The organism is Peristeroidobacter soli (assembly GCF_004138485.1).
Taxonomy (GTDB): Bacteria; Pseudomonadota; Gammaproteobacteria; order Steroidobacterales; family Steroidobacteraceae; genus Steroidobacter; species Steroidobacter soli.
Genome location: NZ_RYEV01000007.1, coordinates 125,577 through 147,781, shown reverse-complemented (window position 1 = coordinate 147,781; position 22,205 = coordinate 125,577). Strand labels below are relative to the sequence as shown.

General features: G+C 62.5%; 18 protein-coding genes. 8 read left to right on the top strand and 10 right to left on the bottom strand.

From position 1 onward, the window contains the following. Entirely contained in the window at window positions 1-873 is an 873-nt protein-coding gene (locus tag EKO19_RS30090) for an alpha/beta fold hydrolase (protein ID WP_129781119.1), read from the top strand. Here EKO19_RS30090 and EKO19_RS30085 read toward each other — a convergent pair. The 5 genes from EKO19_RS30085 to EKO19_RS30065 all read right to left on the bottom strand — a co-directional run bounded on the left by EKO19_RS30085 (window position 867) and on the right by EKO19_RS30065 (window position 9,018). Next, window positions 867-4,640 (bottom strand): translocation/assembly module TamB domain-containing protein, encoded by a 3,774-nt coding sequence (locus tag EKO19_RS30085; RefSeq protein ID WP_129781118.1) that lies wholly within the window; start codon window positions 4,638-4,640, stop codon window positions 867-869. The genes EKO19_RS30090 and EKO19_RS30085 overlap by 7 nt on opposite strands. Then, window positions 4,640-6,385: an autotransporter assembly complex protein TamA gene (locus EKO19_RS30080; RefSeq protein WP_129781117.1), complete on the bottom strand. Its 1,746-nt coding sequence runs from the start codon at window positions 6,383-6,385 to the stop codon at window positions 4,640-4,642. Before EKO19_RS30080 ends, EKO19_RS30085 begins: the two co-directional genes overlap by 1 nt. A gap of 19 nt (window positions 6,386-6,404) precedes the next feature. After that, complete coding sequence (locus EKO19_RS30075) at window positions 6,405-7,250, bottom strand: NRDE family protein (protein WP_129781116.1); 846 nt, start codon at window positions 7,248-7,250, stop codon at window positions 6,405-6,407. 190 nt (window positions 7,251-7,440) lie between these two features. Further along, window positions 7,441-8,394, bottom strand: coding sequence for an NAD(+) diphosphatase (nudC, locus tag EKO19_RS30070; protein ID WP_129781115.1), 954 nt, complete (start codon window positions 8,392-8,394; stop codon window positions 7,441-7,443). 12 nt (window positions 8,395-8,406) lie between these two features. Further along, window positions 8,407-9,018, bottom strand: a complete 612-nt coding sequence (locus EKO19_RS30065; RefSeq protein WP_157995502.1) for a FlhC family transcriptional regulator — start codon at window positions 9,016-9,018, stop codon at window positions 8,407-8,409. Between the two features lie 138 nt (window positions 9,019-9,156). On the opposite strand from EKO19_RS30065, the gene EKO19_RS30060 reads away from it, so the two are divergent. The 3 genes from EKO19_RS30060 to EKO19_RS30050 all read left to right on the top strand — a co-directional run bounded on the left by EKO19_RS30060 (window position 9,157) and on the right by EKO19_RS30050 (window position 10,827). Further along, window positions 9,157-9,978 (top strand): hypothetical protein, encoded by an 822-nt coding sequence (locus tag EKO19_RS30060; RefSeq protein WP_129781113.1) that lies wholly within the window; start codon window positions 9,157-9,159, stop codon window positions 9,976-9,978. Window positions 9,979-10,087: 109 nt separating this feature from the next. Next, window positions 10,088-10,501, top strand: coding sequence for a type II toxin-antitoxin system RelE/ParE family toxin (locus tag EKO19_RS30055; protein WP_129781112.1), 414 nt, complete (start codon window positions 10,088-10,090; stop codon window positions 10,499-10,501). Further along, a complete protein-coding gene (locus tag EKO19_RS30050; RefSeq protein WP_129781111.1) occupies window positions 10,501-10,827 on the top strand; it encodes a helix-turn-helix domain-containing protein in 327 nt (108 codons plus the stop codon). Before EKO19_RS30055 ends, EKO19_RS30050 begins: the two co-directional genes overlap by 1 nt. Here the strand turns inward: EKO19_RS30050 and dinB are convergent. Both dinB and EKO19_RS30040 read right to left on the bottom strand, forming a co-directional pair. Further along, the gene (gene dinB, locus EKO19_RS30045) at window positions 10,824-11,996 is read right to left on the bottom strand and encodes a DNA polymerase IV (protein WP_129781110.1); all 1,173 of its coding nucleotides are present in this window, start codon (window positions 11,994-11,996) and stop codon (window positions 10,824-10,826) included. The two genes, EKO19_RS30050 and dinB, sit on opposite strands and share 4 nt — an antisense overlap. After that, entirely contained in the window at window positions 11,993-12,436 is a 444-nt protein-coding gene (locus tag EKO19_RS30040) for a DUF4399 domain-containing protein (RefSeq protein WP_217705703.1), read from the bottom strand. Before EKO19_RS30040 ends, dinB begins: the two co-directional genes overlap by 4 nt. A gap of 169 nt (window positions 12,437-12,605) precedes the next feature. On the opposite strand from EKO19_RS30040, the gene EKO19_RS30035 reads away from it, so the two are divergent. Further along, window positions 12,606-13,616: a hypothetical protein gene (locus EKO19_RS30035; RefSeq protein ID WP_129781109.1), complete on the top strand. Its 1,011-nt coding sequence runs from the start codon at window positions 12,606-12,608 to the stop codon at window positions 13,614-13,616. A 1-nt stretch (window position 13,617) separates the two neighbouring features. Here the strand turns inward: EKO19_RS30035 and EKO19_RS30030 are convergent, their stop codons facing one another. Both EKO19_RS30030 and EKO19_RS30025 read right to left on the bottom strand, forming a co-directional pair. After that, a complete protein-coding gene (locus EKO19_RS30030; protein WP_129781108.1) occupies window positions 13,618-16,095 on the bottom strand; it encodes an acyl-CoA dehydrogenase in 2,478 nt (825 codons plus the stop codon). 275 nt (window positions 16,096-16,370) lie between these two features. Continuing rightward, window positions 16,371-17,348, bottom strand: coding sequence for a malate dehydrogenase (locus EKO19_RS30025; protein ID WP_129781107.1), 978 nt, complete (start codon window positions 17,346-17,348; stop codon window positions 16,371-16,373). A 336-nt stretch (window positions 17,349-17,684) separates the two neighbouring features. On the opposite strand from EKO19_RS30025, the gene EKO19_RS30020 reads away from it, so the two are divergent. Continuing rightward, the gene (locus EKO19_RS30020; protein ID WP_129781106.1) at window positions 17,685-19,097 is read left to right on the top strand and encodes an alpha,alpha-trehalose-phosphate synthase (UDP-forming); all 1,413 of its coding nucleotides are present in this window, start codon (window positions 17,685-17,687) and stop codon (window positions 19,095-19,097) included. Between the two features lie 7 nt (window positions 19,098-19,104). On the opposite strand, the gene EKO19_RS30015 is transcribed toward EKO19_RS30020, so the two are convergent. Continuing rightward, window positions 19,105-20,208, bottom strand: coding sequence for a mechanosensitive ion channel family protein (locus EKO19_RS30015; RefSeq protein ID WP_129781105.1), 1,104 nt, complete (start codon window positions 20,206-20,208; stop codon window positions 19,105-19,107). A gap of 60 nt (window positions 20,209-20,268) precedes the next feature. Between EKO19_RS30015 and EKO19_RS30010 the strand changes: the two genes are divergently transcribed. Beyond that, window positions 20,269-21,408, top strand: coding sequence for an ABC transporter permease (locus EKO19_RS30010; protein WP_129781104.1), 1,140 nt, complete (start codon window positions 20,269-20,271; stop codon window positions 21,406-21,408). A 5-nt stretch (window positions 21,409-21,413) separates the two neighbouring features. Next, complete coding sequence (locus EKO19_RS30005) at window positions 21,414-22,202, top strand: ABC transporter ATP-binding protein (protein WP_129781103.1); 789 nt, start codon at window positions 21,414-21,416, stop codon at window positions 22,200-22,202. Window positions 22,203-22,205 lie beyond the last annotated feature (3 nt).

The following is a 22,205-nucleotide window of genomic DNA, read 5'->3' as shown; positions in this document are numbered from 1 at the left end:
ATGAGTGACACCCCTGTCCTGGATTTCCTGCCGCCCGAGTGGTTCACGCGTGCGCTCGCCGTGCCGTGCGAGTCCCGCTATGTGAATGCCGGCGGGACGGCGATTCATTATTTGATCTGGAACGAGCACGAGACGCGCAAGCCTGGCCTCGTGTTCGCTCATGGCTTTCGAGCTCACGCCCGCTGGTGGAGTTTCATAGCGCCGTTCTTCGTCGAGCGCTTCCGTGTCGTCGCTTTCGATTTCTCAGGCATGGGCGACAGCGGTAACCGCGACGAATACACGGACGAGAACTACACGCGAGATTTGCTGGCCGTGATCGATGCGGCTGGCTTTGATCGGCCGGTGGTTGTCGGCCACAGCTTCGGCGGTGGACGAGTGCTACACGCGTGCGCCGATCATCCGGATGAGGTGGGTCGTGCCGTCATCGTCGATTCACATCTGCAGCTGCATGACGGCGAGCCGCGAATTCGCGCCCAGGAACTGCGGCCGAAGAAAATCTATCCGACGTATGAAGCGGCCCGGGCGCGCTTTCGTCTGATCCCGTCGGACAACGTCGCCGCGCCGTACATCATCAATTACGTCGCCGAGCATTCGATCAAACGCGTCGACGATGGCTATACCTGGAAGTTCGACGACACGCGGCCGCGGCTGGGCATCCATCACAACGTGTCGGGCATGCTGCAGCGGATCGAGGTGCCGGTGTCGTTCGTCTATGGCGATCACAGCCTCATCGTGACGCATGAGCATGCGGCCGAGATCGTCGCTCACATTCCGGGATGCCGTGGACCGATCGCGATTCCGGAGGCCCATCATCACGTGCTGCTGGATCAGCCGCTGTCGCTGGTGGCGACGTTGCGGGCGCTGCTCTACTGAGCCTCGATGGTGTACTCCAGGTCGGCGCTCTGATTTTCGCCGGCCTCGGTCTTGAACACCCACTTGTCGCTGATCGTGTAACGCAGCTTCAGCGTGTTGATCGATTCCGTCAGCGAGATGCCGTAGCTGATGAACAGTCGCGGCGACAGGAATTTGCCTAGCACCAGCGCGGTGTTGGCATTGCCGTCGGCGCCGAGAGAGCTTTCCACGCCGACTTCTTCCAGGCCGAGTCGACGGCCGATCTGCGAGGCCAGCAGGCCGCCGCCTTGCATGGTCAGCGTATCGCGCGCCGATGTCATGGTCGCGGTGTCGGTGCCGGACACGGAGTCGGGCGCTTTGCCGGTCAGCAGATAGGTCACGATCTGAGTTTGCGGCATGGTCGGATCGGAGAAGAACGACAGACGCGGCTGTTGCAGTGTGCCGCGGACGTTCAGGCCCACCGTGACGGTTTCGATCTTGCGACGGGCTTCGATATCCAATCCCGGATCGTCGAGCGGTGACGCCTCGAACAGCAACTCACCTTTGCTGATCTCCAGTTTCTGACCGTACGCCTCGTAGCGCCCGTCGACGACGCTCAATTCACCGCGGCCGATGGGAGTTTCGCCGGTGCGCACCGTCGTGCCAACGCCGCCGGCGAGACGGCCCTGCAAGCCGAACGCGTCGACGCGCACGTCGTCGCCGATGTTCACTTTGATTTCGCTGTGAACGACCATGCGACCGGCGCGCTCCGCCTCGGTCTCGTGAATGTAACGGGCATCGTCGGAGGCCCGCACGGCGCCGGAGATCTGGTTCGGTTGCACGCGGGCGCTCGGAATCAACACGTCGCCGGCGACATCGACCTGATTGCCATCGATCGAGAAGCGCAGGTCCGGCGAAGCGATCACGCGATACTCGGGCAGATCGGCAACCAGCAGATTGTTGCCGCGTAAGTGCAACTCGCCCTGCGCCTTGCCTTCGTTCCAGGCAAATCGACCGTCTGCTTGCATCTCGCCTTCGCCGGCGTTGCCGGTGCCACGGAAACCCAGACCGTTGCTCGCCAGATCGGCGACCAGATTCAGATTGCGTAGCGCGAAGTTCACGCGATACGAATCGAGCTCGCCATTCGCGAGCTCGACGCGTCCGTTGATCTCAGGCGCGGCGAGTGTGCCGCCGATCGTGGCGTTCGCGGTTAAGAGACCCGCTGCGTTGTCCACCTCGTTGAACAGCAGCGGCAGAATGTTTGCGTCCGCCGCGCGGGCTCGCATGTCGCCGGTGAGTGGCAGGCGCATCAAATCGTTACTTCCGTTGCGCTCCAGGTGCGCGTTGGCGAACAGATAGGTATCCGTGAAGGCCTGCACGCCGAACGAGAAATCGATGCGGTCGGGTTTGGCCGTGGCCGCGAGACCGCCGGTGCCCAGATTCAACGTTTCCGGCGGCGCGCCTTGCGGACGATAGATGATGGCGGCATCGATGATGCGCATGCCCGCTTCGCCTTGCCACGGCTGATTCGGCGCGCCGAAAGCGTGCACGCGACCTTCGATGCGTCCGCCGTACTCGGCTTCTTCGCCCGCCGGCGGTAACAGCAGGGCCAACGGAATCTCATAGCCGGACACCGTGCCTTCCCACGAGCCGGCCTTCTGCCACTTGCCGCTCGCGCAGATGCGGCCGTCGCCGGCGATCAGACAGAAGTTGTCGAGCTGGGCCCGATCGCTCGACGCCATGATCTTCGCCGGCTCGGCGATGGAGATCTTGTCGTCGGCTTTGCCGGTCACGAGCTTCGTGGTGGTGACTGTCGCATTCCACACTCGTTGGTCGTATGTGCCGGTGATCTGCATCTCGGCGCTGGGAGGCGTATCGCGCGGTGTGGCGGCGGCGCCTGTGACATTCATGCTGATCTTGTGATCGAGCGCCGTGCCGTCGCCGCTCACCTGCAGGTTCTCGATGATGGGCTGGCCCGCGCCGATCCGATTCGCGGATGCGACCAGGCGCGACGGCGATTGACCGCTCGCATCGATGTCGCCATTGATGGTGAGCTGTCCGGCTTGCCATTGCTGGTAGTGGACGTCGTTGGCGGTCAGGTCGCCGGTGATGTGCAGGGACTCGAGCGGTCCGCTGGCTCTGCCGTTGGAAACGATCCGGCCTTTTGCATCGGGCAGCAGCCGATTCAGCGACGGAGCCTCCAGCGACCAGGTGGCTTCAATCGTTTCTTTCCAGACACCATTCAGCGCGAGATGCGCGTCGGCGAGCCCGAGGCTCGCATTGCGCACCGTCCAGCCGCGACGATCTCTCTGTACGAAGCCGCGACCTTGCAAAGGTTCGCCGCGCAATGTGCCCTTCAACTCGCTCACGTCGGCGGTGAAAGAAGCCTTCTTGTCGAAACCTTCGCCCGACGCATTCGCCACCAGGTTCACGCTGCCGGGGAAATCCTTGAACAGCCCCGCCGGGTTCACGTTGTTCGTGCGGGTCGAGAGGCGCCACGCGCGAGGCTCGGCGAATTGCAGCTGTCCGTTACCTGTCAGCGATCCGCCCAAGGCGTTGACGGAATAACTGGCGACAGTCACCTGCTCCTTGGAGATCACGCCGGTGGCCGAGCCCGCGCCGGAAGGAAAGTTGGGTCCGGCGAGGCTGGCGGTCACTGCGAAGTCATACGGCATGGGGCCGCGCAGCGTGCCGTCGCCATTCGCGCTGGTGACGATGGGCTTGCCGCGCAGTGGCCACTGCAGGTGTTGCCAATCGGCGGTCAGATCGATGGTTGGCGATGAGCCGTCGAAGATCAGCTTGCCGTTGGCCTGCATCGCCGCCGGCGAGTCCTGGAGTTGCACGTCGGCCTGGCTGAGGAACAACGTGTGATCGGCATAGTGACCTTGCGCATCGACCAGCAATTGCTTCTCATCGATCTCGGGCACGAGCACGAGCCCTTTGGCATGGATGCCTTCGGGGTTGTAGAGCACGTCCAGCGCGATGTTCCGCAGCGTCAGCGGTGGATCGGGTAGCCACGGGTCGAGCAGGAACTGTTCCGATGTCACTTTGCCTGCGATCTGCCAACTGTCTTCCGGCCGCGTCATGACGGCAGCGACACTGGCCGCACTCGGTTTGAGCAGCTCGCCGTCGATCTTGAGCTCATCGATGGTGCCAGCGACCTTGCCTTTCAAATCCAGATCGATTCCATCCGGCAGATGCAGCTGGCCGCTGGTGTCGCCTTCCAATCCCATGGGCAGATCGGCCGTGGCCGCGGCTCGCAACAACACGTTGCCCGTGGCATCGAACAGATCGGAATCGACCGAAAAATGTCTCGCTCGCAGGCGAGAGGAGGTGATCGTCACGCGTCCGCGAACGGTCCGCGCATCGATGGCCGTGCCGTTCATGTGCACGTAACGCACATTCGTGAGCTCGACATTGCGGGCGTCAACGCGAAGGAACGACGGCAGGAAGCGTGGCTGCGTCGTGCTGTGAGGCATCTCTACTTGATGCAGCTCGACCAGCGACTCGCGCGCGGTCACCGATCCGGCCTGCAATGTTTGAATCAACAAACCGCGCAACTGAGGGTCGATGACGATGTCGTTGACCACGACGTGCACGCGGGGGTGATTCAGCTCGAAATGAGCCACACGCAGCGGACCGGCCAGCGTGCCGGACACGCCTTCGATCTTTACGTGATAGCGCTCCAGCCGCCACAGCTGAGCGGCCACCATCTGCAGGCCCGCTTCCGAATACACCAGCACCCCGACAGCGACCACCGGCACCAGCAGGAGGATTGCGACCAGGATCAGGATGAGGCGCGTACGCATCAAAACTGAGTCGCGATATAAAGATGAACGCGCGGCGTGCGCCCCGACTCGGACAACGCCTGCGCCACGTCGACGCCGAAGCTGGCGACGGCGATGTTGTAACGGACGCCAAGCCCCGCCGAACGCTCCAGCATCGGATCGCTGAATTCATTGAACGCGTTGCCGATGTCGAAGAAGGTCGCGACACCAAAGTTGCGCGGCAGGTCGCGCACGAACTCGACTGTACCGGTGGCGAGATTGCGTCCGCCCTCGGTGCGGCCCTGACTGTCCTTGGGTGACAGCTCGTTGAGCGCGAAGCCGCGCACGCTGCCTTCACCGCCGGCGAAGAAACGTTGCGATGCTGGCAGATCGGCCGCGGCAGCGATGCGGGTCATGCCCAGCTCGCTACGCAAATGCAGATGCCACAGCTCGCTCAAGTTGAAGATGCGTTCGCCCTTCAGGCGCAGCTGCAGGAACGAAGCATCCGAACCCAATGTTTCGGGCGAGCCGCGCAACTCGGCTGAGAAGAAGTACGGGCGTCGGCGTCCGCCAGTGATGTAGCTCGGCAGCGTCGAGAACGTGACACTGGGCACGATATAAAAATTCGTGCTGGAGTCGTCGTTGGCTTCGATGGTTTCTTCTTCGGCCAGCGACACTTTCAACACGCGTTGCCAGCGGCCCAGCACCTGCGTGAGACCGGCGCCCACTTCGGCTCGTCTGGAACGCGTGTCGCCGAGCTCTTCGTCACGCAACGTGCCGGTGAACTCCAGCTTTTCCAGCGCGATATCCATCACGGGGATGATGTAACGGCCGGTGAGGTCGGTGACGATGGACGAGCCCAGCAGCTCGAGCTTGAACTTGTGGCCGTCGTCGTTGACGCGTCGGTTGTCCCACGTGAATTTGCCGCGCACCTTGGTGTCGGTGCCATAACCGATACTGGCGGCATAGCGATGTCTCCTGCCGGGCTCGGCCGTCACTTTGATCGGCACGGTGCGCGTCTCGGGGTCGGGATCGCCGCTTTCGATATCGACGACCGAGAAATACTGCGTGTCGTCGAGCACGTACTGAGTCCTGAGCAGCGTATCGAGCGTGTAAGGATCGCCGGGATGCATGCGTAACAGACGCCGCATCGCTTCATCGGTGATCACGTCCTGCGCGATATCGATGTCGCCGAACAGGTAGCGCTCGCCCGTGTCGGCTTCGAGATCCACGGTGGCGCGGCGCTCGGCACGATCGATCAGCAAGTCGTGCCGGGTGAGCTTCGCATCGAGATAGCCTTCGTTCTTGGCCACTCGCACCAGGTTGCCTTTGACCCGCTCGTAAGTGCCGTGATTCAAGCGCAGACCGGGCTTGAGCTCTTCGGCTTCGATCAGCTCGCGAATGGCGCGATCGTTCGCGCCCGGACCGGTGGCGTCGACGGTGACTTCGGAGAGGCGCACCGGCCGGCCCGGCTCGATGTGAATCGTCACCTTCCAGGTGCCGCCGTCGTGTTTCACCTCGTAGCTGACATTCGGCTCGTAGTAGCCCAGCGGCTCGAGTGCTTGGCGGGTTTCGGCGACGATGCGCCGTTGCAGGCGGCTCATGACCTCCTCGGTCACATCGTCGCGCTCGGCGTAACGGGTGAGGCTGAGGAAGGCGCGAACATTGGTCTGGATCGCGTCGCTGACTTCGGGAATGGCGATGTCGATCCTGGCGTCGGCCTGCAATGGCAACAGCAGTGCCGTCGCCAGCACTCCCGTCGCCATCGCCCGCAGCCTCGTTGTCACGAGAGCGCCGCTCGTAGAGTTATTCCGGCGAAGAATCGAACGAAGTGTCGGTCGTCACGGTCTCGTCGGGGTCCTCGGCTTCGAACCACACCTCGGGCACTTCGGCGCTGGTGAATTCGAAGCGGGAGTTGCCGCTCTGGATGCCGGCGGCATCGAAGCGACGTTCCTGGAGAATCGTGCGACCCGTGCGCTCGACCAGCAGCACGCTGGAACAGCGGGTGCCGTAGCGCTCGTTGACGATGAACGGTGCTGACACCACTCGCTCCCAATCCTCGGGCAAACCCGTGGACGGCAGGTCGGCGCCGGTGGCCTGGTCGCGATCGCCGAGCATGGTGAACAGATCTTCCGGCGCGATTTCCTGCTGTGACAGCAGGGCGTTGAAGCGCTCGCGGGTGCGCGCCAGCTTGGGCCACGGCGTGTCGAGCAGATGATTGCTCAACCCGTACACGCCCGGCGCCAGTGCCGTGGGGTTCGGGCCGCGGTTGGAGAAGTAGTACAGCGCGCGGGTGCCGCCCACAAGCAGGTTGAAGCCGGAGTAGCGAGGCGCCGCGCCGCGCAGGTCGTCCAGAAATTCCTTCGGCGAGGTGGCGCCGGTGAGGAAGCGCGGAACCAGTTGTCCACGCGACGGCGCGCTCTCAACGGGCGCCTGCAGATCGCGGTAGTTCGTGACGACGCCAAACCGCCCCGAGCGGGCCACGCCGAGCCAGGTGCCGCCGGCTTTGAGGTCCCGCCCGCCGAGAATGCGCGGATCGTCCTGCCACCAATTCAGCGGCGCGGCCGGACGGTCATGAAACTCGTCGCGGTTGCCGGCGAGGATCAGGCGGTAACGAGGGTGGTGTTTCCAGGCAAGGACGAGCAGGCACATGGCGGGGATTGTAGAGCAGCAGGTCTAACGGTGGATGAACACGCCCTAAGAAGAAAAACTCGAACCGGGCATATCGACTTCCCTGGCCGTGACGAGCCAGGGGGTCGCAAGACCAGTTTTATCGAGATTCACCGCTAAAGTGTCATGACTTGCGGGCTAAGGGGGGAAAATAGGCGCATGGGTCGCGCGGTCAGCGGCGCGGCAGCTGCCACAGCCGCACGCCCGGCTCTTCGCGCAGCGGGCGGCTGGCGCCCGAGTCGTACCAGTCCTCGACCAGCCGGAAGGAGATCGAATGCGTGATCGGCAGCGACACCGCCCCGCCGGCAATCTCCTCGCGCGTCCACCAGCGCACGTCCTCTAGCTCGTCATCGACTCGCGAGATATCCGTGCTACGGGCGTACGCCGTGAATCCCAGCATCAACGACGACGGGAACGGCCACGGCTGCGATGAATGGTAGTCCACCACGCCCACATCCACGCCGGTTTCCTCTCGGACCTCTCGAACGACGGCGTCTTCGAGGCTTTCCCCCGGCTCCACGAACCCGGCAATGGTCGAGTAACGGCCGGGCGGCCACGCCGCCTGCCGGCCGAGCAGGGCGCGCTCGCCATCCGTGACCAGAACGATGACTGCCGGATCGATGCGCGGAAACTGCTGCGTACGGCAGGCTTCGTTACTGCATCTGAGCACATGGCCGCCGTCGACCGCCTCGGTCGGCGAGCCACATCGGCCGCAGAACCGGTGAGTCTCGCGCCAATGGATCATGGCCCGCGCGTAGGCCAGCAACCCCGCCTCTTCCGCCGGCAGCGCGCCCGCGACCATGCGCAGGTCCTGAAAATCCACTGCCGGATCGGGCATCTGCGGGCGTTCGCCCGACAGACCGACGGCAAATACGGCGTGACCGTGAAATTCGCCGAGGAGCACGTAATCGGTCGCGCCGGCTGAGGCGAACGCCTGCACGCCGGTCACGAAGTGGGCGACCAGCAGATCGCCCTGTCGAAGGATGGAGTTACGCGTCTGCCAGACGGGTACGAACAGCGTCCCCGGATCGGCCAGTGCCGCCTGCACATGCGCCTCGTCCTTGCGACGGTGCGCGGCACGTTCCAGGTAGGGCCCAGCGAGTGTGTTTGGCGAGCGCGATGGCATGCCGGCAGTTTATCAGTCGCGCATTACAGCGCGTGAACTGGAACAGGGTTTCCACGGCTTGGTGCGGCAACGGGCGCGCGCTCGCTTGAGCCTGCAGGTCGGACAGGAATGTCGGCAGAGGTTGAATTTGTCCTTGAGGTAGTAACTGTCACAGTGTCGACAGCGCACGGCGCGCAGGTCGCCGCTATGGTTCAGCAGTCGAAGCAGGAACCACGCGTGCTCGAACGAGAGTGTTTGCGTGTTCAGCAACTGCTGGTGTGTTTCATATGCATCACAAAAGCGGCGGCCGTAGTCGAGCGGATCGTCGGATTCGATCGACGGCTGGGTTCCCGCGGGTTGCAGGAGACCGAACGCCGCGAACGCGCTCGCCAGCAGCGATGATTCAAATTGCGTGCGTGTGTTTCGAACAAAGAACGTCACTTGCCGCGGCGACTTCCCTCGGTGCCGGCGCACGGGCGTTTCGCTCAGTTCGTGTGCATAGGATTTATAGAGACGGCGAATGCGATCGTCGGAGAGGCCGGTGCATTCGCGAATCGTACAGGTGCGCGCTTCATGGCGAATCATGCGAAGCGCGAGATCGTTCCGGCTGCGCTCGTTGCTATACGAATCGTTCTCGAGATCCATGTGAACTCCCTGTTCGGTGTGCGTTCCGTTGACTTGTCTGCGGCCGTCGCATGCGGCGCGCATAGTGTGCTCCGCAATTGACCTGCACGTAAAGGTCCGAATACAGTCGTCGCCCCTTTCAGTTCGCAAGGAAGCGACATGTCACTGAGGCACACGGACGAGTGTTTGATCAACGATGCGAGCGCACATTCAATCGTTGTCGAGAGCGAGGCTCTCGATCGCGAAACCGAGGCGGGCGCCCCCATCCTTCATCCTGCGCTGCTCGCGCGGATTCATCAGCTCAATTTCGACTATCTGGAACTGCTCGTGGCGGAGCGCGACGCGACGGATGCGTCAACACAGCTGCAGTACCTGCCTCCGCGGCAGCGCGGAGCTCTCGGCGCGCTTTCACCGCGCGCATTGCGCACGCTGGCGGCGATGCCCTTTTCGCTGTATTCGCTGGGGTTCGAGGATGAGAACTTCTGGAATGCGGTGTGCGAGAGCGCGACTTCATCGTCGAGCGCGGTGCAGAGATATGCGCGTGTGGGTGATGCGTCGGCGCAATGCTCCTTCTGCGAGCTGGCGCTGATGGAGGCCTCGCATGTCGCGGGTAAGAACGTGATGGCTGGGCGCATGATGTATGCGATGCCATACGCGACGGCGAGGCGCCTGATCAATACGCCGCTGTGGCAGATCCGATGTATCGCGGGAAGCTACGGCGAACTGATGATGCCTCGCTGGCCGACGAACCCCGCCTTCTGGCCGGATCTGATCCGCTTCGCGGCTTCCAACGATACGCGCCGACTCCATGCCACGCGATTGCTCGGTGTTCAACTCATCGCCGCGGAGTTGGAAGTGTCGTGCGAACTCTCTCGCCGACACCCGCGCATCGCCCCTGCTCTAGCTTCACCTCGGCTGCGCGCGAGGAAGTTGCAACTGTCGCCTCGCATTTCGTTGAGTAGGAGGAGATCGGCTTCGTAATGACTCGGCTCCGCGAGCCACGCGCAAATGTAGCCGTGCGCTCGCGAGCTGGATACGCCTTAAGTGGAAGTCGCGGATGTTATGTCGTTGCTGCGGAGTGTTGGCAAGGATGCCCAGATTAATTACATCACTTGATATTTATTCCCGAACGGGTATAGTTTCCATCGAGGCGCCAAAGCCCTTGTATTGGGAAGGTTCCTCGAAAAAGGAGTTCAAGGAATTCCCTGTCGCGGTACAGAAGGACATGGGCGTTGCGCTGTATGTCGTGCAGCGAGGGGCCACGCCAGAGTCTGCCAAGCCATGGAAAGGCAACGGCTCCGGAGTGTATGAGCTGGTGGAGGATCACCGCGGCGACACTTTCCGCGCTGTTTATATGGTGCGAGTTGGCGATGCGGTGCATGTGCTACATGCGTTTCAGAAGAAGTCCAAGTCGGGCATTGCGACACCGCGGCCCGATGTGGAGTTGGTCGAGAAGCGATTGAAGGCTGTGATCGCCCGCTATAGGGCGACAAGGAGAGTGTGATGAGCCGGAGCAAAGGCAAGAATCCCAAGGGCACCCGCAATGTTCTGGTGGACCTCGGCTTCGAGGACGCGGAAGAGTTGTCGGTAAAGGTGATCCTCGCGATGAAGCTCAACGCGTTGATCGACCAGCGCGGCCTGAGCCAGACCGAGGCCGCCGCCGTCATCGGCATGAGTCAACCCAAGGTGTCTCAGGTCCGGCGCCACAAGCTTCAGAACATCTCGCTCGAACGATTGATGCATGCGTTGGTGTCGCTGGACCAGCATGTCCAGATCGTCGTGCAGCCCGCGCGTCGGGCCAATGCAGCCGGCATCACTGTTGCGGCTTAGTGCGGCTCGCGATTCTTCAGCGAGCTCGCCCGCGAAACCGCCGCGTTCCCAAACTTTGCCCGGATGTCGTCGAGCGTCGCATCGAGGTGCTGATTCTTCTTCGATTCCTGCGCCGAAAACAATTCCAGCTGCGGCTGAGCGGTGAGATCTCCAGCGCCAACGCCGAGTAGCCGAATCGCGGTGCGCGGCTGAGCCTTGATCCACTCATCGAGCAGTTTTGCCGCCGCAGCGGCGAGAGGCTTCGTTTCCTGAGTCGCCGGTCGAACCGCGCACTGCCGCGTGTATGTTTTGAAATCGTGACGCCGAATCTTCACCGTCACTCGCTCCGACAACCATCCCTGCGATCGCAACCGGGCCGCGGTCCGATCCGCCAGCTGGACCAGTTCGGCATGGAGCCGTGAAGGATCCGCGATGTCCTTGTCGAACGTCGTTTCGGAAGAAATCTGTTTCTCGTCGTAGTCGGGAATGACCGGCCGATCGTCTTCACCCGCCGCACGCGCCTTCATCTGCGACGTGTATTTCCCAAACACCGACCGCAACGTGGCATCCGGCGCGAGCCGAAGATCCCGAAGGGTCACGATGCCGATTCGCTCGAGCAAAGGAGAGGTCTTGTTGCCGAGCCCGTGCAGCCGGCGAATCGGCAGCGGATCGAGAATCGCGGTGACCTGCTCGGGCGACACGACGACCAATCCATCCGGCTTGCGCAGATCGGAGGCAATCTTCGCAACCAGCTTGTTGGGAGCCACCCCCACCGACGCCGTCAGCTCGGTTTCCTTGAAGATGAGCTGCTTGATCTGTTTCGCAATGGACTCCGCCGAGCCAAGGGCCGCCTGGCTGTGAGTCACATCGAGGAAGGCTTCGTCCAGTGACAGCCCCTGAACCAAGGGCGTGAATCGATGGAAAATCTCGAAGACGGTATTGGAGACCGCTTTATAACGATCGAAGCGCGGTCGGACGCACGCCGCGTGAGGGCAGCGCTTCAACGCCTCGCGCATCGGCATGGCGGAATGCACGCCGTATTTGCGCACTTCGTAGGAAGCGGCCGCGACGACACCACGCCCGCCGAGGCCGCCTACGATCACTGGCTTGCCGCGCAACTCAGGATTGTCGCGCATCTCCACGGACGCGTAGAACGCGTCCATGTCCACATGCAGGATGGATCGCGTCACTTCACCGTGATCGTGATTTTCTTGGAAGTCACGATCGGATCGTGCGGGACGTGGCCGAAGTCGCCGAGCAACAGCTGCAACGTGTGCTTGCCGGGCTTGAGCTCGAGGGTGGTTTCGGTCTGGCCCTTGCCGAAGTGCACGTGATTCGCGTCGGTCGGAATCGGCGCGCCGGCGGGCGGCAGGTCGGCGTCGATGATGAGGTGATGATGGCCGCTGTTGTCGAACTGGATGCCGGCCGGGGCGATGCCCATGCCCTTCAGGCCGAACTTCACCGTGACCGGGCTGGTCACCGTCGCGCCGTCTGCCGGTGCGATGAAATACACCTCGGCGCCGGCCGGCGAAGCTGTGCGCTTCACGTCATCGGCCATGGCCAGGGCGGCGCCGATGCAAAGAGCGGCGGTCGCGGCGAGCATGTAGCGAGTCTTGAGTTGGCGTTTCATTCTTGAAGGACTCCGATGGGGATGAGCGTCGACAGGTACGCTCCTGGTTCGCGGCAACCGGCGGGTCGGATTGAGTCGCACGCAAAACGAGAGCGCACTCGAGAGGTGCACGGCCGTAATGTACTCGCGAGGGGAAGGCGGTGGAAGCACCTGTCCATCTCAATGCCACATGGAGGAGAAGCATGGGGCTCTGTGGGAGAATGTCGAAGCCGACAGTTTGCTCGCGGTTCATTCGCGGCGTCAGGAGCCTGAAGACATGCCATACGGAAAACTAACGGTACTTGCGTTGCTCGCTGCGTCGATTCCCGTGCTGGCATACCTGTTTGGCGGGTATGTGTTCGTTTCGACGTTTCCCTACGGTGCTCACTACCATTCGGCAGTCGTGTCGGGATCATTCATCTCGAAGATTCTGCTGCTGATGGGATTCCTCGGTTTGTTGTCTGGCCTGGCGTATCCCGCTCTGTCTTTGTGGTTCGGAGAACGAAGCAGAAGAAGGGTGCTGATCGTCTACGGGCTGACGCTCACCCTGGGCGTTGCGCTGAGGTACGAAGCGCGCTTTCTCTCAGAGCTGATTCACACCAACGAAGAGGAAAAGATGGCTTTGGCCTATCGCGCGTTAGTGCCCGGAGCGCTATTGCGCGACGCTCGACATGCCATCGGCGGCGTCGACTCGAATATTCGCGCTGATTTCGCCAATTGGTCGAGCTTCAACGGAATAACGGGGTTTCCGTACGATGCAACGAAGAGCGGCATTGAGTTCTCGTACCCAACGGCTTTTCCCAGGCGCCGGGCTCAGTCACGAATCGTTGCGCAGTTGTCGGCACCTATGACCGATCCAGATGCGGTTATCGAGCGCGTAATACTGCTGCGCCGGGCTGATGTGCAAGACCTCAAGCCTCCCCTGCGGCCGGAGGAAGTGCGGGTGTACAAGGGCTTCCTGGCGTTCGACGATCGAGCCCTGACATTTACTCCTTGCGGTCAGGGCCAGTCGTTTTCCGTAAACCTCTCAGCCGAGCAGCGAGAGGCATTGGAAAGTCAGCGCCGCGCTGTCGTTAAACGCTCGCCAAAAAGGAGCTTTGCAATGTTCACGGCAGCGGTCGGACCTGGCGCCGGCGTCCTTACCATTCAGAAAATCCATTCTCAAACTTGGCAAGATTCCGAATGGCGATGTAAGTTTTGAGTTACGCGTTGCCGACCCGCACCTGCCTTAGCTCGACCGGCTGATGGCCGGCGGCCAGGTCTTCGGTGTTGAAGTCGTCGACGTGGATGATGTCCATCACGCGACGATCGTAGTCGCGCAGCATCGCCGCTTCGGTTTCGGACAGGATGCCCGCTGCCAGCGCCTGCTGTATCTGTCCCGGCAGATCGAGTGCCGTGACTTTGCCGGTCTTCACGCCGTCGACGCGAATGCGCTTTTCCAGTGGCTCGGCGGTCTCGCTCAATACCAGCGCTTCGTGCAGCAGGCCCAGCGCGTTGGTCGGCTCGACCGTGCGATAAACGCCATCGGTCAGGCGATCGCGTGTGATGGTCGGATGCATGATCTGCTCGACCAGCTGGTGGCTGAGCGGATCCGACGGCGCGTGATACGTCTGGCCGCGGGGGAAAATGAACAGCCGCATGAACGCCGCGAGGAACCGGTTCGGGAAGTTGCGCAGGAAGCTGTGCAATTGTTCCTGAGCCTTGTACAGCAGCGTGCGGCAAGCCCATTCGACCATCGGCAGATCCGCTTCCTGGCGGCCCTGGTTTTCGTAGTGCTTCAGCACCATCGACGCCAGATACATGCACGACAGCACATCACCGAGGCGCGCCGACAGGCTTTCTTTCTTCTTGAGATAGCCGCCGAGCGACAGCATGGCCACGTCGGTGGCGAACGCGAACGAGGCGCTGAATCGATTGATGTGTTGATAGAAACGCTTGGTCGGGCCCGCGTCCGGGACTTTCGAGAAGCGGGCGAGCGTCAGCGCCATCACCATCGAGCGCACGGCATTGCTGATCGTGAAACCAATGTGGCCGAACAGCGCCTTGTCGAACTCGATCGTGCCCTTGCGCTTGTCCTTTTCCTTCGCGGCGTTCATCTCACGCAACACGAACGGATGACAGCGAATCGCGCCCTGGCCGAAGATGATCAGGCTGCGCGTCAGCAGGTTGGCGCCTTCCACGGTGATGGCGACCGGCACGATCTGGTAACTGCGGCCGAGATAATTCTTCGGGCCGAGGCAGATGCCCTTGCCGCCGTGAATATCCATTGCGTCGTTGGCGATCTGGCGGCCGTATTCGGTGAGGTGATACTTCAACATCGCCGACGGCACCGACGGCTTCTCGCCACCATCGATCGCACCGGCGGTGACGGAGCGCGCGGCGTCCATGATGTATGTCGTGCCCGTCATGCGGGCCATCACCTCCATCACGCCTTCGAACTGACTGACGGAAACATTGAACTGCCGGCGAATCCGAGAGTAAGCGCCGGTAGCGAACACTGCTGCCTTCGCCGCACCCGTCGCGCTCGATGGCAGCGAGATACAGCGGCCGACCGACAACTGCTCGACCAGCATGCGCCAGCCCTGACCGGCCATCTTGATGCCGCCGATCAGATAATCCAGCGGTACGAATACATCCTTGCCCTGGATCGGTCCGTTCTGGAACGGCGCGTTCATCGGGAAGTGACGACGGCCGATGGTGATGCCCGGCGTGTTACGCGGAATCAGGGCGCAGGTGATGCCGTAGTCGGTCTTGTCTTCGCCGAGCAGCTTGTCCGGATCGAACAGCTTGAACGCCAGACCGATGACGGTCGCGACCGGTGCGAGCGTGATGTAGCGCTTGCTGAAGTTCAGCTTCACGCCAACGATCTCGCGGCCCTCGAACGTTCCTTTGCAGACCACGCCGAAATCCGGAATCGACGCGGCATCCGAGCCCGCGCGTGGACCGGTCAATGCGAAGCAAGGCACTTCTTCGCCCCGGGCGAGACGCGGGAGATAGTAGTCGCGTTGTTCCTGCGTGCCGTAGTGGAGCAGCAATTCGCCGGGGCCGAGCGAGTTCGGCACGGCGACGGTCGATGCCACGACGCCCGAGCGGCTCGACAGCTTCACGAGCACGCACGAGTGAGCGTACGCGGAGAATTCCAGACCGCCATATTTCTTCGGGATGATCATCGCGAAGAAACCTTTGTTCTTGACGAAGTCCCAGAGGTGCGGCGGCAGGTCGGCGCGACGATGGGTGATGTCCCAATCGTCGATCATGCGGCACAGCTCTTCGCACGGGCCGTCGATGAAGGCCTGTTCTTCGGCGGTGAGTTTCGGCGCGGCCGCCGACAGCAGTTTTTCCCAGTCGGGGCCGCCGGTGAACAGTTCGCCATCCCACCACACGGTGCCGGCTTCGAGCGCGTCTTTCTCGGTTTGTGACATCGACGGCAGCATGCGTCGATAGGTGCGCAGGAAGGGGCGTGAGATGAAGCGAATGCGCAGTGCATCGATGTTGAGGAACACCAGCACCGCGAGCACCGCCCACAGCACGACCAGCCAAGGGAAGGAGGGGTTGCCGAACCAACCGTACGCCAGCAGGCCGCCGCCGTACGCGAGCGTCGTCGTCAGTAACGAAGCGCGGTTATAAGCGAGCGTCAGTGCGCCAAGCACGAACACCAGGAACCAGATCACGCTGCTCACGATGTGAACCTCTTGAAAGCAGGGCGCGAGACCAGGCCGGAAGAGGTGCGAATGTTTCAGTCGGAGTGTCCGACAATGCGGTCACGGCCTGTGGTGTCGCGCGGTCCCGACGACAGTAGCCTGCGCGGCTGACACCGGCAAGTCGGGCATGGCGCTAAAGGCAGTCAAATAAAAGAAAACGGCGAACGCATCACTTCGGACGCGTTCGCCGTTTCCAGTACCGACGAATGTCTGGTGGGTCGAAAGGGCCTTGGCCGCTTTCGACCCTCAAATAACTAGATCAGCTCCTTTACGCCGTCCTTCTCTTCCAGCAGTTCCTTATGCGTCGCATCCATGCGCGCGCGGCTGAAGTCGTTGACCGACAGGCCCTGCACGATCTGGTAGTCGCCGTTCTTGCAGGTCACCGGATAGCCATAGATGACGCCTTCGGCAATGCCGTAGCTGCCGTCGGACGGCACGCCCATGCTGACCCAGTCGCCTTCCTGCGTGCCCAGCACCCAGTCGCGGATGTGGTCGATGGCAGCGGAAGCCGCCGACGCCGCCGACGACTGGCCACGAGCCTTGATGATGGCCGCGCCGCGCTGCTGCACGACCGGGATGAACGTTTCGGCGTACCACTTCTGGTCCACCAGCGACAGCGCCGGCTTGCCGTCGACCGTTGCCTGATGCAGATCGGGGTACTGAGTGGCCGAGTGATTGCCCCAGATGATGGCCTTCTTGATCTGCGTGCTGTGCGAGCCGGTCTTCTCGGCGAGCTGCGACAGGGCGCGGTTGTGATCGAGACGAACCATCGCGGTGAAGTTGCGAGGATTCAGGTTGGGCGCGTTGCGCTGAGCGATGAGCGCGTTGGTGTTCGCCGGGTTGCCGACGACCAGCACGCGGACGTTGCGATTGGCGACCGCATCGAGCGCCTTGCCCTGCGCCGAGAAGATCTGCGCGTTGGCGAGCAGCAGGTCCTTACGTTCCATGCCCGGGCCGCGCGGACGCGCACCCACCAGCAGAGCAACGTCGCAATCCTTGAAGGCCACCTTGGCGTCATCGGTCGCGACGATCTTGTTGAGCGTCGGGAACGCGCAGTCGTTGAGCTCCATCACCACGCCCTGCAGGGCCGCCAACGACGGCGTGATTTCCAGCAGGTGCAGGTTGATCGGTTGATCGGGGCCCAGCATGCCGCCGGAGGCGACGCGGAAGGCGAGGGCATAGCCGATATTGCCGGCGGCGCCGGTGATCGCAACGTTGACGGGCTTTTTCATGAACCGCGGCACTCCAAGACGAAGCTGCATCGATAGGGGGCGCGAATTCTAGCGTTTTCGAGCGCCGAGCAGCAGCAGCGCGGCTACACATCCGGTGAATGCAGCCTTCGCGCCGCACGTCGGCCGGGCCGGTGGAATCAATTGTTTGAATCGTCAAGCAATTTATCGGACTGCGCCGCGGGGCCGGGCGGTCACGACAACGCTGGTCATGAAATTTCCGAGGTCCATATAGGGGTTTTATGAAACTTTTCCGCCCGCCGGGGCGTTAGGCCGCGTTGTAGCCGACCTCTGTGCCACAGCTTTTTCTTCATAGGTGCTATCGAGTACACGGACTAGATGACACGACTTGTCTGCGTTTCCAACCGGATCTCCCTGCCCCGCAAATCGGCCGCGCCCGGTGGACTGGCGGTGGGCATTCTCAGCGCGCTGAAGCGCACCGGCGGGCTCTGGTTCGGCTGGGGCGGCGAAACCAGCGAGACCGAGCCGGGCGACCCGGACATTCATATCCGCGAAGGCGTGTCCTACGCCACCATCGAGCTGCGCAAGACCGACTTCGAGCTTTATTACAACGGTTACTCCAACGATGTGTTGTGGCCGTTGTTTCATTACTTCTCCAAGGGCATGCGCTACTCGAACGAGCAGCGCGAGGCCTACGAGAACGTCAATCGCATCTTCGCGCAGAAACTGTTGCCGCTGCTGCAGCCCCGCGATCTGATCTGGGTGCATGACTATCACCTGATTCCGCTGGGCCGTCGGCTGCGTGAGCTGGGCGTGCAACGTCCGCTCGGGTTCTTCCTGCACATCCCGTTTCCAAATATCGAGATGCTTCGCATCCTGCCGTGCTACGCGGAGCTGCTGCGCGATCTGATCAGCTATGACGTGGTCGGCTTCCAGACGCACAACGATCTGCGTTCATTTCATAGCGGCATCGAACATCTGTTCGGTGCCGAGGCACTGCGGCCGGACGGGCGCATTCGGATCGGCGATCGGGTGATCCGCGCCGAGGTATTCCCGATCGGTATCGACGTTGCCTCGGTCGAGAACGAAGCGCTCGAAGCGAGCACCACCGACGTGGTCCGGCGTATGACCGACAGTTTGATGGGGCGCTCATTGATGATGGGCGTGGACCGGCTCGATTACAGCAAAGGCCTGGTGGAGCGTTTCTCCGCATATCAGCAGTTCCTGGAAACGCATCCGGAAAATCTCGGCCGCATTACATACATTCAGATTGCGCCACTGTCGCGCACCGACGTGCGTGCTTACGCCGAGATTCGGCAGGCGCTCGAGCAAGCGGCGGGTCGCACCAACGGCCGCTTCGCCGATACCGACTGGACGCCGATTCGTTATCTGAATCGCAACTTCCCGCACGCCACGTTGATGGGCTTCCTGCGCGCGGCCAAGGCGGGCCTGGTCACGCCGTTGCGCGATGGCATGAATCTGGTCGCGAAGGAATTCGTCGCGGCTCAGGATCCTGGCGATCCCGGCGTGTTGATTCTTTCGAACCTGGCCGGCGCCGCGCGTGAGCTGTCGGCGGCGCTGCAGGTGAATCCGTACGACGTTCGTGGGGTGAGCCACGCGATGCAGGCGGCGTTGTCGATGCCGCTGAACGAACGGCGCGAGCGTCACGCCGATATGATGAAAGTGCTCCGTCGCAACGACATCGCGGCCTGGACGCGTCGCTTCATGGAAGCGCTGGAGCAGACGCAGGCCCCCGAGAGCCGCGTCCGCGCCTTTGGCAAGGCGATCTGAACCGACCTCAGCCGTCTCTGGACGTCGGCTCGTGCTTTTCCAGCGTGGTCTGCACGCCGGGCTGGTGCTCCACGTAGTACATCCGCTGCGGCGTGGAGAGCACGATGCGCTCGTTGTTGAGCCACTCCACCAGGCGCAGGTTGATATCCTGCAGGATATCCAGGTGCTTGGCGTAGTCCGATGTAAGTACGACGTACACGGCCTCGAAGTCGAACGACGACGCGCCGATTTTCACGAAGTGCGAGCGGTCGAAGCGGATCGGCTGATGCGATTCGATCAGCTCGCGGAGCTTGCCGGGGATCTCCTGTAGCTTTTCCACCGGCGTCTGCTGGTCGACCCCGATCGAGATCACCACGCGCCGCGTATTCATCCGCGAGTTGTTCCGCACGCGACTGCTGATCAGGTTCGCGTTCGGCATGATGATCTGTTCGCCGTTGAGGCTGCGCAGACGCGTGCTCTTCACGCCGATGTATTCGACCGTGCCGTTGAAATCGTCCACCTGCAGCGAGTCGCCCACCACGAACGGCCGGTCGAGCGTGATCGACAGCGACGCGAACAGGTCGCCGAGAATGTTCTGAGCAGCGAGCGCCACGGCGATACCGCCGATGCCCAGGCCGGCCAGCAGTGGCTTGATCTGGATGCCGAGGTTGTCCAGCGTCAACAACAGCACAAAGGACCAGATCGTCGCGCGGGCCAGGAAGTCGATGATGCCCATGGAGCTGGCCGAGGCGGGATCCGACACCTGCCGCTTGCGCTCCAGCGCGGCGACCACCGCGATCGTCGCCCACAGACCGATCTGCCAGAACACGGCGATCGTGAAGAGCGTCAGCAGTGCCTTGTTGACCGCAGGCGGCAACGTCAGCCACTGAGCACCGACGAACAATGAAGTTACTACCACGGTCAGGACGGTGGTGCGGCTGGCAACCTTGAGCGGCAGCTCCAGGAACTCGGTCTCGGGCGTCGCCGCCATCTTTTGATAACGCGAGCGGATCGTGCGCCGGATCAGCAGCAGCACCAGAAATACGCCCACGGCAATGCTGGCGGCCACGGTCCATTGCCACAGCGTGTTGTCCATGTAGGTCGCGTCGACCAGCTTCTCGACATCGTTCATGCGCGCAGGATATCGCGATGTGCCGCCGGTCTGAAGGCTCTGTTAATCTTGCGCGTCTTCATGCAAACGGTACCCGACCCGGTGCTATTCGAATCGGAACGATCTGGCGATGGACTGACGCTGCGGCTGCGCGGCGGCTGGTGCATCGACCATCTTCGTGAGATCGAAACCTCGCTCGCGCAACTCGGCGACCAGGGCAAGCGCGTCAAGCTCGACTTCAGCGGCATCGAAACATTGGACCTGTCGGGCGCCTGGCTGTTGCGCAATTGGCTGGAGCACGCCAAGTCCGAGGGTGGTCAGTTCGAAGTCGTCGGCGAGCGGCCTGCACATTTTGCGTTCCTCGACGAGTTGCTCGAACACAAGACCGACCAGCCTGCTGAGGCGACGAAAGCCAGGACCTCGTTGCGGGACGCGGTGGTCTGGATCGGCCGGGGCACGGTTCAGCAAGCCAAGCAGGCGCGCGACGCCGTCGGTTTCTTCGGGCGCATCGCCGCGACCATGGTTCGCGCCATGCGCAGCGCGCATCACCTGCGCCTGCCCTCCATCGTGCGGCATGTCTATGAGACGGGCATCCAGGCCATTCCCATCGTGTCGCTGATCGCGTTCCTGATCAGCGTCATCGTGGCCTACCTGGGCGCGCAACAGTTGCGAACGTTCGGCGCGGAGATCTTCACCGTCGACCTGGTGGCGATCTCGGTACTGCGTGAAATGGGCGTGCTGCTGACATCCATCATCGTCGCCGGCCGCTCCGGCAGCGCGTTCGCCGCCGAGATCGGTGTCATGCGCCTGAACGACGAAATCGATGCCCTGCAATCCATGGGCGTCGATTTTTATGAAGTGCTGGTCGTGCCGCGCGTGATCGGTCTGATCATCGCGCTACCGCTGCTGACCATCGTCGCCGACGCCATGGGCCTGGCGGGTGGCGCGCTGCTCTCGTCGCTGTTGCTCGATATCTCGTTGTCACAATTCATTCCCCGCGTGCAGGACGCGCTCGCGCCGACCACGTTCTGGGCCGGCTTGATCAAGGCGCCGGTGTTCGCATTGCTGATTGCGCTGGTCGGCACCTATCGCGGCATGCAGGTGCGCGATTCGTCGCGCGAGCTGGGGCGACTGACCACGCTGGCGGTGGTGCAATCGATCTTCCTGGTGATCTTTGCCGACGCCATCTTCGCCGTGGTGTTCGTGGAGCTGGACTTCTAGGCCCCATGAGCAGCAACCCGCAGACGCCCATCATTTCGGTCCGCAACCTGGTCAACCGCTTCGGCAGCCAGGTCGTGCACGACGGCGTGAATCTGGATGTGATGCCCGGCGAGGTGCTCGGCATCGTCGGCGGTTCGGGCAGCGGCAAGTCGGTGTTGCTCCGGACCATGCTCGGTCTGCAGCGACCCTCCTCCGGGCAAGTGCTGATCGAGGGCCGGAACATCACTCAGATGAGCGACGCGGAACTGCTGTCGGTGAAGCGGCGTTACGGCGTGACTTTCCAGCACGGTGCATTGTTCAGCTCGCTGACCGTGGCGGAAAACATCCAATTGCCCATTCGCGAGTATTTCGACGCCTCGCCCGCGGCCCTGGAATCGTTGACGGAATTGAGGCTGCGCATGGTGGGGCTGCCGGTCGACGCGGGCGGGAAACTGCCTTCGCAGCTGTCGGGCGGCATGGTCAAACGCGCCGCGCTGGCCCGGTCGCTGGCGCTGGATCCGGCCTTGTTATTCCTCGACGAGCCGACCGCGGGCCTGGATCCGATCTCGGCCGCCGGGTTCGATGAGCTGGTGACCTATCTGCATCGGGGCCTGAAGCTGACCATCGTCATGATCACTCACGACCTGGATACGTTGCTGGCCACCTGCAGCCGCGTGGCGGTGCTGGTTGACAGAAAAATCGTGGTCGATACGCTCGAAGGCATCATGAAGAACCCGCATCCGTGGATTCAGGAGTACTTCCATGGCCCTCGCGCCCGGGCGGCCGACGCCGCGGTGAAGAAGGCCGCGAAGTAGCCC

Bases quoted from the DNA above. Each gene is read 5' to 3' on its own strand.
- EKO19_RS30035 (WP_129781109.1), top strand. From the start codon at position 12,606: ATGGAGGAGAAGCATGGGGCTCTGTGGGAGAATGTCGAAGCCGACAGT.
- EKO19_RS30010 (WP_129781104.1), top strand. From the start codon at position 20,269: ATGCAAACGGTACCCGACCCGGTGCTATTCGAATCGGAACGATCTGGC.
- EKO19_RS30015 (WP_129781105.1), bottom strand. From the start codon at position 20,208: ATGAACGATGTCGAGAAGCTGGTCGACGCGACCTACATGGACAACACG.
- EKO19_RS30085 (WP_129781118.1), bottom strand. From the start codon at position 4,640: ATGCGTACGCGCCTCATCCTGATCCTGGTCGCAATCCTCCTGCTGGTG.
- EKO19_RS30090 (WP_129781119.1), top strand. From the start codon at position 1: ATGAGTGACACCCCTGTCCTGGATTTCCTGCCGCCCGAGTGGTTCACG.
- EKO19_RS30020 (WP_129781106.1), top strand. From the start codon at position 17,685: ATGACACGACTTGTCTGCGTTTCCAACCGGATCTCCCTGCCCCGCAAA.
- EKO19_RS30075 (WP_129781116.1), bottom strand. From the start codon at position 7,250: ATGTGCCTGCTCGTCCTTGCCTGGAAACACCACCCTCGTTACCGCCTG.
- EKO19_RS30005 (WP_129781103.1), top strand. From the start codon at position 21,414: ATGAGCAGCAACCCGCAGACGCCCATCATTTCGGTCCGCAACCTGGTC.
- nudC (WP_129781115.1), bottom strand. From the start codon at position 8,394: ATGCCATCGCGCTCGCCAAACACACTCGCTGGGCCCTACCTGGAACGT.
- EKO19_RS30050 (WP_129781111.1), top strand. From the start codon at position 10,501: ATGAGCCGGAGCAAAGGCAAGAATCCCAAGGGCACCCGCAATGTTCTG.
- EKO19_RS30025 (WP_129781107.1), bottom strand. From the start codon at position 17,348: ATGAAAAAGCCCGTCAACGTTGCGATCACCGGCGCCGCCGGCAATATC.
- EKO19_RS30055 (WP_129781112.1), top strand. From the start codon at position 10,088: ATGCCCAGATTAATTACATCACTTGATATTTATTCCCGAACGGGTATA.
- EKO19_RS30040 (WP_217705703.1), bottom strand. From the start codon at position 12,436: ATGAAACGCCAACTCAAGACTCGCTACATGCTCGCCGCGACCGCCGCT.
- EKO19_RS30060 (WP_129781113.1), top strand. From the start codon at position 9,157: ATGTCACTGAGGCACACGGACGAGTGTTTGATCAACGATGCGAGCGCA.
- EKO19_RS30065 (WP_157995502.1), bottom strand. From the start codon at position 9,018: ATGGATCTCGAGAACGATTCGTATAGCAACGAGCGCAGCCGGAACGAT.